This is a genomic window from Chryseobacterium sp. Chry.R1, from assembly GCF_039645525.1.
GTDB lineage: Bacteria > Bacteroidota > Bacteroidia > Flavobacteriales > Weeksellaceae > Chryseobacterium > Chryseobacterium proteolyticum.
This window is the reverse complement of sequence record NZ_CP151793.1, coordinates 1054126-1070261: the sequence shown is the minus strand read 5'-3', so window position 1 is coordinate 1070261 and position 16136 is coordinate 1054126. Positions and strand designations below refer to the sequence as shown.

Genomic DNA, 16136 nt, shown 5'->3' with positions numbered 1-16136 from the left:
GTTAATCAAAAATTATTCTCGTAATTTTCTTTAATATATTCTTCTATCTTTTGTTTGGCATAATGATAATTTGTTTTTAAGGTTCCTACGGACATATCAACAATCTTTGATATCTCTTCGTAAGGCAAATCATCATAATAGCGCATCATAAATACGAGTTTCTGTTTTTCAGGCAGACTCTGTATAGCATTCTGTAATAAAACCTGTATTTCATCGGCATCTTTTTCAGCATTATCCGCTACAAGATTTTGCATATGATACTCAGCATCTTCATCAGTTTTCTGCATTTTTTTCATTTTATTAACTTGTTGTAATGCTTCGTTGGTAGCTATTCTGTACAACCAAGTATACAGCTGGCTATCATTTTTGAACTGGTGAAAATTCTGATAGGCTTTTATAAAAGTATCCTGCAACGTATCCTGAGCAAGATCTCCGTCTACAATAATTCTTCGTATATGCCAATATAATCTACTTTGATAAGCATCCATCAAGGCACGAACTCCTTTATCCTGAGTTCGGGGATTTTGCATCAGCGTAATAATTTCCGCGTCCTTAATCTTCATAGATGCTTTCACTGTTTTGGATTACAAAAATATCTAAAAGTTAAATACTTTGTTCAATTTTCAGTCCAAAACTCATAAAATATTATCTTTGTTATATGCAAATTGTAATTATAGGTTCCGGAAATGTCGCATACCATCTGGCAAAAGCCTTTGTTCTGAATAACATTCCGTTAGCTCAGATTTTTGGACGAAATGAAAAGGATTTGGAAAAAATAGCTGCGGAGTTACATATTCCTTATTCTACGGAAAAGCTGGAAGATGCCGATTTATATATTATCTGTGTAAGTGATAACTCTGTACAGAATGTTTCAGCAATGATCACTAAAAAAGATTCACTTGTTGCTCATACTTCAGGCTCGCTTCCTAAGGAGCTTTTAGCAGGGGAGTACAGGAAAGCAAGTTTTTATCCTTTACAGACATTTTCCAAATCCAAAGATCTCACCTACAAGAAAATCCCTTTTTTCATAGAGACAGAAACCGAAAAAGATAAAGAGATTCTTTTTGAACTGGCATCCAAAATATCTGATCATGTAATGGAAAGTAGTCATGACAAAAGAAAATATATCCATCTTACAGCGGTTTTCGCCTGTAATTTTGTGAATCACCTTTTTTCTAAAGCCAAAGAAATATCGGATTCCCAGGAGATTCCGTTCGACTATTTTCTTCCGTTAATTGATGAAACCGTTCAAAAAATTCATGAAATTGAACCCAGGCTTGCGCAAACGGGTCCGGCTGTAAGAAATGATGTAAGGGTATTGGAACTTCATGAGCAATTGCTAAAGGATGAAAGCCTTGAAATATATAAAGTAATGAATCATTCTATTAAAAAAATGTATGGGTTATAAAGAGAAATTAAAAGATATTAAAGCATTCGTATTTGATGTGGACGGAGTTTTCACCGATGGAAGCGTGTATCTGATGCCGGGTGGAAATATGAGCAGAGTGATGAATGTTCTGGACGGCTACGCAGTGGTAAAAGCTTTAAAAAATAATTATTTAATAGGGGTGATTACCGGAGGAAATGATGAAATGGTAAAACATCGCATCAATTATCTGGGTATAGAAGATTATTATGCCAAATCACATAATAAAATGGCTGATTTTGAAGATTTTAAAAAGAAATACAATCTTAAAAATGAAGAGATCCTGACAATGGGTGATGATCTTCCTGACCTGCATATTATGGAAAGTTCAGCCATCGCAGCCTGTCCAGAAAATGCTGTTCCCGAAATCAAAGGCATCGCTGATTATATTTCCACAAAGCAGGGTGGAAGTGGAGCTGTACGTGACGTAATCGAGCAGGTAATGAAGGTGCAGGGAAACTGGCATGATGACAACACACAATCTGTATAAATACTTGATATGAAATTACTTTTAGCATCACAATCACCCAGAAGAAAGGAATTGCTTTCCAGCCTTGGATTTGATTTTGAAGTAGTAACAATAGATTGTGAAGAAATCATTCCTGATGATATGACTATTGAAAATGCGGCTGCCTATCTTTCTCAATTAAAGGCAAACTCATTCCGTCCACTTGAGGCGGGTGAAGTTTTACTCACTGCAGATACCGTAGTTGCCTTAAATAATCAAATTCTTGGAAAACCGAAAGATGAAGCCGAGGCTCAGCATATGCTGCGATTGCTTTCCGGAAAAACGCATCAGGTATATACAGGAATTACCATACAGACGGTTGATCAGGTTTTTGCAGAAACGGATGTTGCAGATGTGGAACTCGATGAAATTTCCAATGAGGAAATTGATTATTATATTACCCATTACAAACCTTTTGATAAAGCAGGAAGTTATGGTATCCAGGAATGGCTGGGAATGGCAAAGATCAAAAAATTATCCGGTAGTTTTTATACAATAATGGGGCTTCCAACCCATCTGGTTTACAAAATATTGAAAGAAATATAAATTTTTCCAATATAAAATTTTATTATTTTTACAAAATCATCAAACTTTTGATAATAAAAAGTAGATTAGCTAGTTATATTGAAATAATGAAAAAGAATATTTTATTCCTTTTAGCAGCATGTTTTGTTGTATCCTGTGCCACCAAGGTAAAAAAACCGGAGCAACGATCAAAGTTCTTAAAAGGTTTTTCCACATATTATAACACTTTATTTAATGCAAAAGATGCATTGAACAGTGAATTTACGACCAGAGATAAGGGGCATAAAGATAACTTTTATGCTCCTTATATTCCTATACTTACGTACGAAAATCAGCCCTTGGGAAGTGATCTTGGACAATCAACGGCCTTTGCAGAAAATTCTATGAAAATGGCCGAAGTCAATAAGCCTTCTAATTCTTCCGGAAGGGGAGCAAGCGGGCCTCCGGGTAAGCCTGGTCTCCAGGATATTCCTGGTATGGTAAAAGACAAAGTTAATTCCGCTGTTGCAGGTCTAACGGGAAATGATTCCAATCAGCCTGAGGTAAAAGGAGCTACCGCGCTTCAAATTGCAGAATCAAAGGCTTTAAAAGCTATCAATAAGTATTCGGTAGTGAGAAACGGGGAAGAAAAGAATAAACAGATTTTTGATGCCTACATGATCCTTGTTCAATCCCGGATCTATCAGGACAAACCTTTAGAAGCCCTTGATGCCTTAAATTATGTTTTCACTCATATGAAAGAAGACAAAAGATTACCATTAGCTAAGGTTTATCAGGGACAGGCTTATGCCCAGATGAAAGATTATCATAAAGCTCAGGAGATTTTCACTAAGCTGAAAGGAGAGGGGATCAGTAAAAATGATGATAAATTGTTGAGCATTTATAATTCGGAAACTCTTTTGGATGCAGGTAAAAAAGAAGAGGCAGTAAAAGAGCTTGACCGAGCATTTGAACTTAACAATAACAGTAAATTAAAAAGCCGAATTTCATACTTAAGAGGACAGATCCTGGAAGGACTGGGCCAGAATGAAAAGGCCAGAGAAAGTTTTTTAGCAGCTTATAAATATGCGAATGATTTTGAATTTGAAGTTAAATCGCAGATTGAAATCGCAAAAACCTTCAATGGAAAAGGGGATTATAATGGTGCTAAGAATTATCTGGAGAAGATCAGTAACAAGGGAACTTACATGTCCAGAAAGAATGAATTTTATTATGCCTTAGGGCTTATGGCCAACAAGGCGGGTAAAAAAGAAGAGGGGCAACAGTTTTTCAGAAAATCTTTGACGGAAAAGGTATCTGATCCGCAGGTTCGCGGTCTTGCTTATTACGAGATAGGAAAAAACTACCTGGACAAAAATGATTACATCGGTGCCGGAGCATATTATGACTCTGCGCTTGCCGTTATGACCTATGAACCATCTAAAGTCCTTTTAAAAGATCAGTCCGAGAATATTAAAAAGATCTCAAGAAACTATTACCTGATCAAAAAAAATGACAGTATTCTTTCATTAGCAAAAATGACCGATGCTCAAAAAACTGAATTTTTCGCCAAGCATATTGCCAAATTAAAAGCCAAGGAAGAAAAAGAAGAATTGGAAAGGAGACGTGCTGAAAGAAGTAAAGGTTTTGACACGGGAGATTATAATTCCAACTCTATTTTTGCCAATAGTTCAACTTCTTTTGAAGATTTCGGAACAGCTCCTAAAGGATTTTATTTTAGCAATACGGGAACTGTAAGCAAGGGTACTTCCTCATTTAAACAGGTTTGGGGCGACAGGGCATTAAGTGATAACTGGCGTTATTCTAAAAAAATGTCTTCTATTGATGATATGAAGAATGAAGCGCTGGGAGTAACATCAGCTCCTGATCCGAGACGTTTTGAACCTGCTTTCTATATTGAACAGATTCCAACGGATGCGGGTAAACTAGGACAACTGAAAAAGGATAGAGATACGGCTTCTTTAGGATTAGGGATCATGTACCAGAACTATTTTACCAACACCCCTTTAGCTACTAAAACACTGTATGATCTGGTTGATGTAAAGCCGGAAGAAAAAGTACTATTGCAGGCGTTGTATGAAATTTTTGCAATGAATTATGAGAAAAACCCCCTGGCATCAGAGAAGGCAAAACAGATCCTGTTGACAGATTATCCTTATACTTCGTATGCGGAATTTGCAAGAAATCCTAAAAATAATTCATTTGTAAAATCCTCTGAAGATGTTGAAAATGAATACAAAAGAGCATATGCATTATATGAAGCAGAAAAATTCAGTGATAGTAAGAATGTCATTGACCAGACTATTGAGAAGTATCCGAAAGATGCATTAGTCCCAAAATTGTATTTACTGAATGCTTTCAATACCGGAAAGTCCAGTGGTAAAGAAGTAATGATTCTACAATTGGAACAGATTGCATTAAATTATGCCAAAACACCGGAAGGTATTAAAGCTAAGGAAATGCTTAACTATCTGAAGAGTGATCTTGCGTTCCAGGCAACGGACAACAAAGGAAATACGATACCTCAGAACCAGAATAATGTACCGGTACAACCTGCTTCACAGAATAATGTTCCTACCAGCCCGGATAATAACGATGCTCAAAAAATACAGGACTTTAACGGCCAGCCACCTGTAAAGAAAAAATCAAAAAGGTTTGGGAATCCTGATCAGAATAAGCAGGATCTTCAAATGCAGAATCCGAATTCACAGCCTCCAAGGCCAAAATAAATAAAAAAGCGAAGATTTAATCTTCGCTTTTCTTTTTCTTTACTCCATGAAAATCTTTTACATAAAAAGGTTCAAAGTAAGCAATATCTTCGTAGTCTTTACTTTCTGTTTTTTCAAGCGTCTTCTTTATCAGGTGTTGTGCGGAAGGATATATCTCTTCATTATATTCTGCGTTGGGTAACTGCAGTATTTCTTTTGCCTTTTTAGCGCCGTCTCCTACAAAAAGTATTTTTTTATCCGACCATTCACTAAAAGATTGTTCATCAAGAATTTTAGCTTCCGTAGAAGAAATCTCATCTCCCGTAATACCGTCATAAGCTGCTGTATAAACCTCCATTCTCCTTGCGTCAACTAAGGGTATGATTACATCATAGTTTTGTTCTAAAAAGGGCTCTTTCATGCTTTCGAGAGAATTCACCGCAATCAGAGGAATTTTTAAACCATAACAAAATCCTTTTGCAGAAGCTGCACCAATCCTTAATCCAGTATAAGAACCGGGGCCTTTTCCCAAGGATATAGCTTCAATCTCTTTAATGGAAATTCCTGCCCCTTCCAATGCCCATTCTACAAAGGTATGCAAGCTTTCGGATTGTTTATAGTTTTCAGAAACTTCTTCACATACACACAGGAGTTTATCATTATCTGAAATAGCAACTGAGCAGTTTTTAGAAGAGGTTTCTAGATATAATATTTTCATTTTTGTAAGCTTATCGACAGGTTTAAATACACTTAAATAATATCTGCAAATTTAATCCTTTTAAATCTATTTTCTGTAGATTGTTCTCGGTTCACTTTGTGCACTCGGATAGATTGTCATATCTGACACATTCACATGTTTTGGAGCATTTACACAATAGGCAATAGCATCTGCTATATCTTCAGCCTTTAAAGGCTCATAACCAGCATATACGGTAGAAGCTCTTTCATGATCCCCTTTGAATCGTATCAAAGAGAAATCTGTTTCTACAGCTCCCGGCTGAATATTAGTTACTCTTATTCCGAATTCAGTGAGCTCCAAACGCATTCCTTCGGAAACGACATCAACTGCCTTTTTGGTCGCACAGTATACAACACCATTGACGTAGGTCTGTCTGGCAGCTACTGAGCTGATATTAACGATATGTCCGGAATTTCTTTCTTTCATTCCTGGAATAATCGTTTTAGAAACATATAAAAGTCCTTTTACATTTCCATCGATCATAGAATCCCAGTCGTCCGTTTTTCCAGCCGAAAGAGGATCTAAACCATGCGCATTTCCGGCATTATTAACCAAAACATCAATATTTTTCCATTCCTCAGGAAGAGAATTGATTGCATTTTCTACTTCTTCAAGGTTCCTAACGTCAAATTTTAAGCTGAGTACTTCTGTAAAAGCTGATAATTCGCTTTGTACAGACTCCAGTACTTCACTTCTTCTTCCACAGATAATAACCCTGTTTCCTTGTTTTGCAAAAAGCTCTGCTGTTGACTTTCCAATCCCGGAAGTTGCTCCGGTTATTAATATTGTTTTCATATCTTATTGTAGCAATTTCTTAGTAACCCGATCAGTGAATCACGGTACATTTTGAATTAAATTTTAGTTGGCGTCAAATGCCTGGAATGCATCTTCAATATGTTCAAGAACCAATTTTCCTTTTTCATCCGGCAAAACTGAAATAATATCGAAGCGTACTTCCTTCACATGATTAAACTCTTCGAGATAATGATCAGCAGCATTAACAATAGATCTGATCTTTGTTTTCGTAACAGCTTCCTGAGGCAGCATAAAAGCATCTGTAGAACGTGCTTTTACTTCAATAACTACAATCAGATTTTTTATTTCCGAAATAATATCAATCTCGGCTCTTTGAAACCGGTAGTTTCTGGCAAGAATTTTATATCCGTTTCTCTGCAAATGTTCTACGGCAAAATCTTCTGCTATTTTTCCAAAATCATTGTGAGATGCCATCTGTCTTTTTACATTTAAAGATTAAAAAAGTGAAAATTAATGCCTGATTAAAATTCTATCTTAACTTTACTTCCAACTTTCATTTTCACATTTCCACCGATAATCAATGGTCTGTTGTCTTTGATATGTCCGTTTGGAAAACCAAAAATAACGGGAAATTTATATTTTGAAACTCTTTCTGAGATTAGTTTATAGGCAAATTCATCGAAACTTTCCTCATAATTTTTATTCTCTTTTTCATCACCCATATTGGTCATTCCACCAACAATAAGTCCTTTGATTTTTTTAAAGACTCCGGCTAATTCCAAACTCATGATCATTCGATCCAGGGCATAGTAATTTTCTCCGATATCTTCAATAAATAATATTTTACCTTTAAAATCAAAAGAGTAGGGAGTTCCTAAAAGTGCATAGATCAGAGCTAAATTTCCCCCAATCAATTCGCCTTCAATATTGCCTTCTCTATTCAATTGATTGGTCTGTAAACCATATTTTGGAGCTTTTCCTTTCAGAATATCAAAAACTAAATCATAACTTTCCTCTGTAACTCCGAAACTGGAAGTTTTAATTGTCTGGCCATGAATAGATACAAATCCTTTTTTCAGTAAATAACTTTGGATTACTGTATTGTCTGAATATCCGATATACCATTTTGGATCTTTTAAAAACTGTGTAAGTTTTATGTGCTGGATAAGATGCTGACACCCGTATCCGCCCCTGGAGGCCCAGATCGCAGAAATTTCGGAGTCATTGAAGGCCCAGTTTATATCTTTCAATCTTTCCTTTTCTGTTCCGGCATAGTTATATCCGTTAGAAAATCTGGTATACAAATGTTTTCCTAAAACAGGTTCAAAACCTTTCGCTTTAATCATGGAAATTCCTTTTTCGAGCTGGGATTCATCAACTGCTCCTGCAGGAGAAATAATAGCTATCTTATCTCCTTTTTTAAGGGACTTTGGAAAGATATTTTTTTTCATTTTGATTTTTGGTATTTGACTTCTTTTTTCTCTGCTTCTTCCAGACGTTTATCAAACTGATTAAATTTTTTAAAGCTCTGTAAAAAGATGAAAAAACTGAAAATAATAAGAATTCCACCAACAATCCTTCTGATCTTATTGGCCAGCTTTTGTGTAAGCCTGTCATGGAATTGTTTGGCAAGGAAAATTTTAGCAAGATCAATGCATAAATAGGTGCCTATTACAATCCCTATATAAAGAATAAAATTACTGATGTCAGGGTACTGGTTTCTTACCGAAATAACAGTAACCAACCAGAAAAGAATAACACCTACATTTAAAAGATTGAAGAAAAAACCATTAATAAAAGTCTTAAAATAATTTTGACCAATGATTCTTTCTTCACCGGGCATATGCATCTTGGTTTTGGTAACCAGCATAACAACCCCATACACAAAAATAAGAATGGATGTAATCCTGTAAAATCCAGGGTGCTTATCAATCAGGTTCACAAGATCCGCACTCGCATAATAGGCGGCCACAATGCAAAGCAAATCTGCCGTAATTACACCAAGATCAAGCGCTAAAGCATGTCTGGGACCTCTTGAGAAGCTGGTTTCAATTAAAAGGAAAAAAATAGGTCCTATGAAAACCAGGCTTAACATGAATCCTAATATGACAGCAGAAAGTACAAGTTCAAACATTTAATATGGCTTTAAAACGGAAAAAATCCATCTCATTTTGTACAAATTTAGACTTTATGATTTAATTAATCAACAATCTTGAAATCCAGTTGTTTCTGAATCAGATTAGCTTTCACTACTTTGATGTGAACTTCATCTCCCAACTGATATTTTTTACCTGTTCGTGAACCATAAACAGCATGGGTTGTCTTATCATACACATATGAATCATCTACAAGATCCCTTAGTTTAATAAGTCCTTCAGCTCCATTTTCAGGAATTTCTACCCAGAATCCGAATTCTGCAACTCCGGAAATCACTCCCTTGAAGTTTTCTCCAAGATGTTTCTCCATGAATTTCACCTGCATAAACTTAATAGAATCTCTTTCAGCATCTGCTGCCAGTCTTTCCATGGCACTGCAGTGTTTTGCTTTTTCTTCCAATTCAGCTCTGTCCGGAGATTTTCCACCATCCAGATAATGCTGGAGTAAACGATGTGCAAGTAAATCGGGATAACGACGGATCGGAGAGGTAAAGTGAGAATAGTACTCAAATCCTAAACCGTAATGTCCAATAGGTTCAGTAGAGTAGACTGCCTTACTCATACTTCGCATAGCTAGTGTTTCGATCATATTTTCTTCTCCTTTCCCTTTTACATCGTACAATAGCTTATTCAGGGATTCAGCTACTTTCTTCGTATTGGCAAGATTCATCTGGTATCCGAATGTGGAAACAAAATCTCTTAATGCTTCCAGTTTTGCCGGATCCGGATCATCGTGAACCCTATATATAAAGGTATTATTGCTCATTCCTCCTTTATTCGTTAAAGAAACAAATTCAGAAACTTTTTTATTGGCCAAAAGCATGAATTCTTCAATCAGGTGATTTGAATCCTTGCTTATCTTAAAATAAACGCCGATGGGTTCATTGTTTTCATTAAGATTAAATCGTACTTCACTTCTGTCAAAAGTAATTGCGCCGTTTTTAATGCGTCCTTCACGCATGATTTTTGCCAGCTTATCCAGGACAAGAATCTCTTCAGCCAGATCTCCCTGCTGTGTTTCAATACGTTCCTGAGCTTCTTCATAGGTAAATCTTCTGTCGGAATGAATAACTGTTCTTCCAAACCATTGTTTCTGAATCTCAGCATTATCATTCAATTCGAAAACCGCAGAGAATGTATATTTATCCTCATTCGGACGAAGTGAACATACATCATTACTTAAAACTTCAGGAAGCATCGGAACCACACGATCCACCAGATAAACAGAGGTTGCTCTCTGATAAGCTTCGTCATCTAAAATAGTTCCGGGAACTACATAATGGGAAACATCCGCAATATGGACACCGATTTCCCAGTTCCCATTCTTTAGCTTCTGGATGGATAACGCATCATCAAAATCCTTTGCATCTTTAGGATCTATGGTAAAAGTACAGATCCCACGCATATCACGACGTTTTGCAACTTCATCATCTGTAATCTCTCTGTTAATCTTATCCGCATCCTGTTCTACTTCTTCAGGAAATTCATAAGGTAAGCCGTATTCTGCAAGAATAGAGTGGATCTCAGTTTCATGTTCTCCCGGAGAACCTAAAACCTTAATAATTTCCCCTTCCGGATTTTTATCTCCTGGTTTCCATTCGGTCATTTTCACAACAACCTTGTCACCATCTTCAGCACCTCCAAATTTTCCTTTCGGTATAAATATATCTGTATTGATCGTCTTTTTATCACAAACTACAAATCCGAAATCCTTATGGCTTACCACCTGTAAGGTCCCCACAAATTCTGTACGTGTCCTTTCCAGGACTTCAAGAACAGAACCTTCTAATTTTTTCCCTTTGTAAGTGTAAGTAACAATCAGTACTTTATCCCCCTGTAAAGCATCCTTCACATTTTTTGAATGGATAAAGATATCATCTGTCATTCCTTCCACATTTACGTAGGCGTTGCCGGATTGGTTAAAATCAATCACACCAGTAAGTGTTCCGGCAATTTTTAAATTGATAATGTATTTTCCTTTATCAGTCTCTTTTATTTTTTCAGAAGCCTGCAGCTTGTGCAAAGCCTGGATCACAAGTTCCCTTTGTCTCGGATTCTTGTAATCTATTCCGTCTGCGATCTGCTTATAATTATAGATCTTGGACGAATTTTCATTCATAAATCTCAGGATCAATCTACCGATCTCCATTAATTTATGGTCATTTTTTTGACTTATATATTTTCTTTTTTTCATTTTTTAATTATTGTTTAAATAACATCAACAGCATTATTTTCCCTCCAAATTTTTAACAACGGAAGTTTTAGTTCGTATAAATTTAATACAAAAATGGAGAAGAGAAGTGAAAAACCTGGTATAAATAAATTTAATTTATCTGTAAAGGTTTTGGGGGAGAATAAAGAATGTGTTTCTATTTGTTCGGTGCAAAGATAAGTATTTTAAAATAAATAAGGCTTGTAATTTGATTTACAAGCCTTTATATCTTTTTAGCAAACTGCTATCTTATCTACTCTTGTTTGGTGTCTACCACCTTCAAAATTAGTAGAGAGAAATTTTTCAACGATTTCTATTGCTAATTCTTTTGATATGAATCTCGCTGGCATCGAAATCATATTGGCATCATTATGTTGTCTTGCCAACGTTGCAATCTCCGGCATCCAGCAGAGAGCGCAACGGATTTTCTGGTGCTTGTTTGCTGTTATCTGCACTCCGTTTCCACTGCCACAGATTAATATTCCCAATTCATTTTCTCCATTCTCTACAGAAGTTGCTGCAGGATGCACAAAGTCAGGATAATCCACACTGTCTGTGGAAAACGTCCCAAAATCCTGAATATCAAATCGTTCTGAAAAATAGTTTTTAACAATCTCCTTATATTCAAAGCCTGCATGATCGGCTGCGATCGCAATTTTTCTTTTCATAGTAGTTATATTAAACTTTATATAGATTTATTTCCTTACAAATTTAAGTATTAAATATCAATTGTTAGTTGATCATTGGTTAATTGTGAAAAGCATTGTGAATAACTGTGGAAAACTTTTATAAACTAAATATTTTTCCAATACTAAAATTTACTAATGAGAAAAATCTTTGGAAAGCCAACGGAAAATTTCAAAAATCTTTTTTGGAAGAATTCATTAGCTTTTCCATAAATGAGTAATTAATAATTAAAATTGTTAACAACTAAACGATTTTTGTTAGTAACCCTCTAAATAATCAGATTTACAAGAAATTATATTGTGAATTAAATATGAATTACATAAAAATTTAGTGTTATCAACTTTTTAGGGTAAAGTTATCCCCGAAACTCACAACACTCAACAACAATACTCATTCTTCTTTTATCAAAAAAAAAAAATTGTTGGTTAGTGAGTGTTGGGCTTGTGGGAAGTTTTTTGAAAACTTTTTTTTATTCGATCTTTTTCAAAAGTTTAAAATCTTACATTTGTGAAACGAAAATTCTAAGATATTTATGAAAACAGTGAATGATTTCAATTTTAAAGACAAAAAGGCTTTAGTAAGGGTGGATTTTAATGTTCCGCAAGATGATCAGCTTAAAGTTACGGATAATACAAGAATTGCTGCGGTTAAACCAACTATTGATAAAATTCTTAATGATGGAGGATCTGTGATTTTAATGACTCACCTGGGAAGACCTAAAGGAGAGGTGAAAGACGAGTTTTCATTGAAGCATATTCTTGAGGAAGTATCCAATGTTTTAGGAAAAGAGGTAAAATTCGTAGAAGAATCTGTAGGACCAAAAGCTGAGCAGGCTGCTTCCGAGCTTAAACCTGGTGAAATTTTATTATTGGAAAATCTTAGATTTCATAATGAAGAAGAGAAAGGAGATGAAGGCTTTGCTGAGCAGCTTTCTAAATTAGGAGATGCCTATGTGAATGATGCATTTGGTACTGCACACCGTGCACATGCTTCTACAGCTGTAATCGCTAAGTTTTTTGAGTCAACTAAATTTTTCGGTTTACTGATGGCTAATGAGCTTACAGCTATTGATAAAGTTTTAAAGAATGGTGAAAGGCCTGTAACTGCGATACTTGGAGGATCTAAGGTTTCAACTAAAATTACCATTATAGAAAATATTCTACCTGCCATTGATAATTTAATTATTGGTGGTGGAATGGCATTTACATTTATTAAAGCTCTTGGAGGTAAAATAGGTAATTCCTTGGTGGAAGAAGACAAGTTACCTTTAGCACTGGAAATTTTGGCTAAAGCAAAAGAGCATCATGTGAAAGTTTATCTGCCATCTGATACGATCATTGCAGAAAGTTTTAATAATGATGCTGATAGGAAGGAAGTAGATATATATGCTATTCCTGAAGGATGGATGGGATTGGATGCAGGTTCAAAATCAAGAGATCAGTTTAATGACGTTCTATTGAATTCAAGAACTATTTTATGGAATGGTCCTATCGGAGTATTTGAAATGTCAAATTTCGCTGCCGGAACTATTGCACTTGGAGACAGTATAGCTGAGGCAACAAAGCTTGGAGCTTTTTCCTTAGTAGGAGGAGGTGACAGTGTTGCTTTTGTTAAGAAATTTGGTTACGGAAATAAAGTGAGCTATGTATCTACCGGTGGGGGAGCGATGCTTGAAAGTCTTGAAGGACTGGAACTTCCTGGTATTGCTGCGATCAATAAATAAAAACTGTTATTATATATAAAGAAAATAACCCTCTCAATATGAGAAGGTTATTTTTTTTGAAATCATTATTTATTGAACATATGCTACGTAACATTCGTTAATCGCACCATTACTTGTTTTGGCAAAGAATGAATAATCGATCCAGAAATATCCATTGTTCCCCCAATTTGTTCCCCATTGGTTTTGTACTTTAAATGCCTGTTTGGCATCATCATATCCTATTACCGCAATGGCGTGGCCACCTCTGCTGCTACCTGAATGTGACTTCCAGATCCATCCGTTAGATGAACTTAAATGATCAAAGCTGTAATCTACTGTTACTGCGATAACTATGGGTAAATTCATGCTTAGAAGTGTTTTTACATTACTGATATCTGTTTTATCAACCGTTGCCCAGGTGGTAAATTTGTGAGTGCTTGCGGCATTTTTCTGTGAGGAATTTGGCTGTGTAGAACATCCTGTATCTGTATAAGGCATTTCCGCCCAACTGCAAACACCCTGATTTTTAATCAGATTTAATCCATCACTTACATAAGCACCTGCATCACAAGATCCGAGCTTGATTTGATTATAAACGTACTCGGGGCTTCTTTTGGCAGTAACTCCTTTGAAATTAGATTCCAGACCACTAGCTGTGGTGTAAGCTGTTGCCCAGGCAACACAAGAACCTTCTGCTCCCTGGTCTCCAATTGCGGGAAGACCGGGAATTAAATAACTTGAAGCAAGTGCATTTTTTGCTGCTTTTTCGGTCTTACCCTTTAGTCTTAAGGTTAGCTCATTGATGTTTACTTTAGCGAAATTGTTGTAAGTAGTTTGATCAATCAGCTTTGCTCCCAATGAGTGAAGTTGCTGTTTTTCTGAAGATTGCGTGTTTAGATCTTCGTCTCTTTTTTCGCATGCTGTAATGGATAGCATTCCTATTGCTATCATTACGAGTTTAAAATTTTTCATTGATTAATATTTAAAATGGTTCTGTGAATGTATAAATTATTTTCACATATCAATGATTTATTTTATGTAAAACATAAGAATTGATAAACAAAATGTAATTATTAATATTTTTTACTTAATTATTTTTATTTCTGTTTATTTTATTTTTATATTTTATCATTTGTTTTAAATATTTTAATATTTAGTGTGTTTTTATTACTTATTAAGTTATTTTGTTTATTTTTTTTCTTTAAATAGATTATTTAACTAAATAATTTATTTTATATAATTTAAAATATTTATATTTTTTTTCAAGTTTTAACCAGAAATTTTGATTTTATTCATAATTTTTCCTTCTTGAAATGAAAAAAATAGTGTTAAATGTTTGTTTTTGGTGATTTTTTAAATATCTCTAGTGAATTAGTGGTGTTATTAATATGTTTTTTATTATTTCTAATATGGTTGATTTTATTAATTAAAATACTAAGTTTAAAATTTAGAGATGATATTTGTCTATAGATTTATTAAGTTGGTGATTTTTAATAATCCAAGGGTATTTTTAAATCGATAGGGTAGGAGAGAAATTTGGAAATGTATTTTTCATTTTGATTAATGATCTATTGCAGAGTTTGAAATAATGTTAAATGAGAATTGGAGATAAAAATTATTTATTGATTTAAGTTTTGTTGATTCTTATTACATTTTATATTTTGAATAGTAAACGTAGATAAATAAAAAAGGTCTGATAAAATATCAGACCTTTTATTCAAGATAATTTTACAAATTATCTTGAATTTTTAATTATTAATTTCTTCACTTTTTTATTTTGGAGGCAAATTTGTCAAAAATTGACCTTCAGAAATATATCAAAAATCGATTTTCTATCTTTTTTCGATAATGTATATCAAACTTGAAAATTCGTTCGAAAAAATGGCGTTTACGTTAGAAATCGTTCCGTAGATGATAGCTTTTAGCCAAAAAAGTGGTGATTTTTTATATTTTTCGCTGAGCATTGAGATGTAATATGAATCCAGGACAAGCGGTTTGATTTTTCTTAATTTCCAATCTGGATTTTTTGATATTAAATTTTCCATCCCTTTTTTTGAAAAATGAAAGATATGTCTTGGAACGTCATAAGCAGCCCAATATTCTTTGTAGTGTTTTGCATCATACGAAGTAGGGTTGGGTACGGCAATGATCAGAAGTCCTTTTTCTTTTAATTTATTATGAAATATTTCCAGGATCTCTGACTGATTTTCAATATGTTCAAAAACATGCCATAATGTAATTGCATCAAGACTATTATCTTCTAAGGAAGTAACGTTATCTATTATCTTAGCTTTTGTTACTTTGCTCTTGGCAGCTTTTCTTGCATCTGGATTAGGTTCATATCCAAACGTCTGAAAATCATTTTCTATAAATTTTACAAACTCTCCGGCGCCACAGCCATAATCCAGAACTTTTGAATTCTTATTAATACGATCTATGAGAATTGTTTTCTTATATTGAAGATTGAAAGACTGAAGGAATTTATATACTTTTTCTTTTAGGCTTCCTGAATCCTGATGATGTGAAATGTAATCCTCGCTTTCGTAGTATTTTGAAATGTTGGATGGAATAGGGGAGGTTTTGAAAACTCCTTTAGTTTCTGTTTCTTTAATTTCAAATATTTCCTGAGTCAGAAAGTGATCTTTAATTTTCATTAAAATATTCTTTTATAGTAAAAATTAAGATATTCAGAGTTTATATAAAGCTCATAAATACCT

15 protein-coding genes are annotated in these 16136 nt (G+C 34.6%); 5 read left to right on the top strand and 10 right to left on the bottom strand.

The window, feature by feature from the left end:
- Positions 1–5: 5 nt before the first annotated feature.
- The gene (locus AAEU33_RS05045; RefSeq protein WP_172281670.1) at positions 6–563 is read right to left on the bottom strand and encodes a sigma-70 family RNA polymerase sigma factor; all 558 of its coding nucleotides are present in this window, start codon (positions 561–563) and stop codon (positions 6–8) included.
- 95 nt (positions 564–658) lie between these two features.
- Between AAEU33_RS05045 and AAEU33_RS05040 the strand changes: the two genes are divergently transcribed.
- From AAEU33_RS05040 to AAEU33_RS05025, 4 genes are all read left to right on the top strand, one after another.
- Positions 659–1408: a DUF2520 domain-containing protein gene (locus tag AAEU33_RS05040; protein ID WP_172281672.1), complete on the top strand. Its 750-nt coding sequence runs from the start codon at positions 659–661 to the stop codon at positions 1406–1408.
- On the top strand, positions 1398–1916 hold the full coding sequence (locus tag AAEU33_RS05035) for an HAD hydrolase family protein (RefSeq protein ID WP_345991189.1): 519 nt from the start codon (positions 1398–1400) through the stop codon (positions 1914–1916). The genes AAEU33_RS05040 and AAEU33_RS05035 overlap by 11 nt, the downstream gene beginning before the upstream one ends.
- Positions 1917–1925: 9 nt before the next feature.
- Positions 1926–2480 (top strand): Maf family nucleotide pyrophosphatase, encoded by a 555-nt coding sequence (locus tag AAEU33_RS05030; RefSeq protein WP_345991187.1) that lies wholly within the window; start codon positions 1926–1928, stop codon positions 2478–2480.
- Positions 2481–2566: 86 nt separating this feature from the next.
- Positions 2567–5188 carry a tetratricopeptide repeat protein gene (locus AAEU33_RS05025; RefSeq protein ID WP_345991185.1) on the top strand — a complete coding sequence of 874 codons (2622 nt, stop codon included), beginning with the start codon at positions 2567–2569 and terminating at the stop codon, positions 5186–5188.
- A gap of 16 nt (positions 5189–5204) precedes the next feature.
- Here the strand turns inward: AAEU33_RS05025 and tsaB are convergent, their stop codons facing one another.
- From tsaB to rpiB, 7 genes are all read right to left on the bottom strand, one after another.
- Positions 5205–5885: a tRNA (adenosine(37)-N6)-threonylcarbamoyltransferase complex dimerization subunit type 1 TsaB gene (tsaB, locus tag AAEU33_RS05020; protein WP_345991183.1), complete on the bottom strand. Its 681-nt coding sequence runs from the start codon at positions 5883–5885 to the stop codon at positions 5205–5207.
- 66 nt (positions 5886–5951) lie between these two features.
- Positions 5952–6701 (bottom strand): SDR family NAD(P)-dependent oxidoreductase, encoded by a 750-nt coding sequence (locus tag AAEU33_RS05015; RefSeq protein WP_345991181.1) that lies wholly within the window; start codon positions 6699–6701, stop codon positions 5952–5954.
- Positions 6702–6764: 63 nt separating this feature from the next.
- Complete coding sequence (locus tag AAEU33_RS05010) at positions 6765–7136, bottom strand: YraN family protein (RefSeq protein WP_273650248.1); 372 nt, start codon at positions 7134–7136, stop codon at positions 6765–6767.
- 47 nt (positions 7137–7183) lie between these two features.
- Positions 7184–8113, bottom strand: a complete 930-nt coding sequence (locus AAEU33_RS05005) for an LD-carboxypeptidase (RefSeq protein WP_345991179.1) — start codon at positions 8111–8113, stop codon at positions 7184–7186.
- Positions 8110–8796 (bottom strand): LysE family transporter, encoded by a 687-nt coding sequence (locus tag AAEU33_RS05000; protein ID WP_172281688.1) that lies wholly within the window; start codon positions 8794–8796, stop codon positions 8110–8112. The genes AAEU33_RS05005 and AAEU33_RS05000 overlap by 4 nt, the downstream gene beginning before the upstream one ends.
- A 65-nt stretch (positions 8797–8861) precedes the next feature.
- A complete protein-coding gene (rnr, locus tag AAEU33_RS04995; protein WP_345991177.1) occupies positions 8862–11012 on the bottom strand; it encodes a ribonuclease R in 2151 nt (716 codons plus the stop codon).
- 251 nt (positions 11013–11263) lie between these two features.
- On the bottom strand, positions 11264–11698 hold the full coding sequence (gene rpiB / locus AAEU33_RS04990) for a ribose 5-phosphate isomerase B (RefSeq protein ID WP_273650251.1): 435 nt from the start codon (positions 11696–11698) through the stop codon (positions 11264–11266).
- 551 nt (positions 11699–12249) lie between these two features.
- Between rpiB and AAEU33_RS04985 the strand changes: the two genes are divergently transcribed.
- Complete coding sequence (locus AAEU33_RS04985) at positions 12250–13440, top strand: phosphoglycerate kinase (protein ID WP_345991175.1); 1191 nt, start codon at positions 12250–12252, stop codon at positions 13438–13440.
- A 69-nt stretch (positions 13441–13509) separates the two neighbouring features.
- Here AAEU33_RS04985 and AAEU33_RS04980 read toward each other — a convergent pair whose 3' ends face one another.
- Entirely contained in the window at positions 13510–14391 is an 882-nt protein-coding gene (locus AAEU33_RS04980; protein WP_345991173.1) for a C1 family peptidase, read from the bottom strand.
- 860 nt (positions 14392–15251) lie between these two features.
- Positions 15252–16073, bottom strand: coding sequence for a class I SAM-dependent methyltransferase (locus tag AAEU33_RS04975; protein WP_345991171.1), 822 nt, complete (start codon positions 16071–16073; stop codon positions 15252–15254).
- Between the last annotated feature and the right edge of the window lie 63 nt (positions 16074–16136).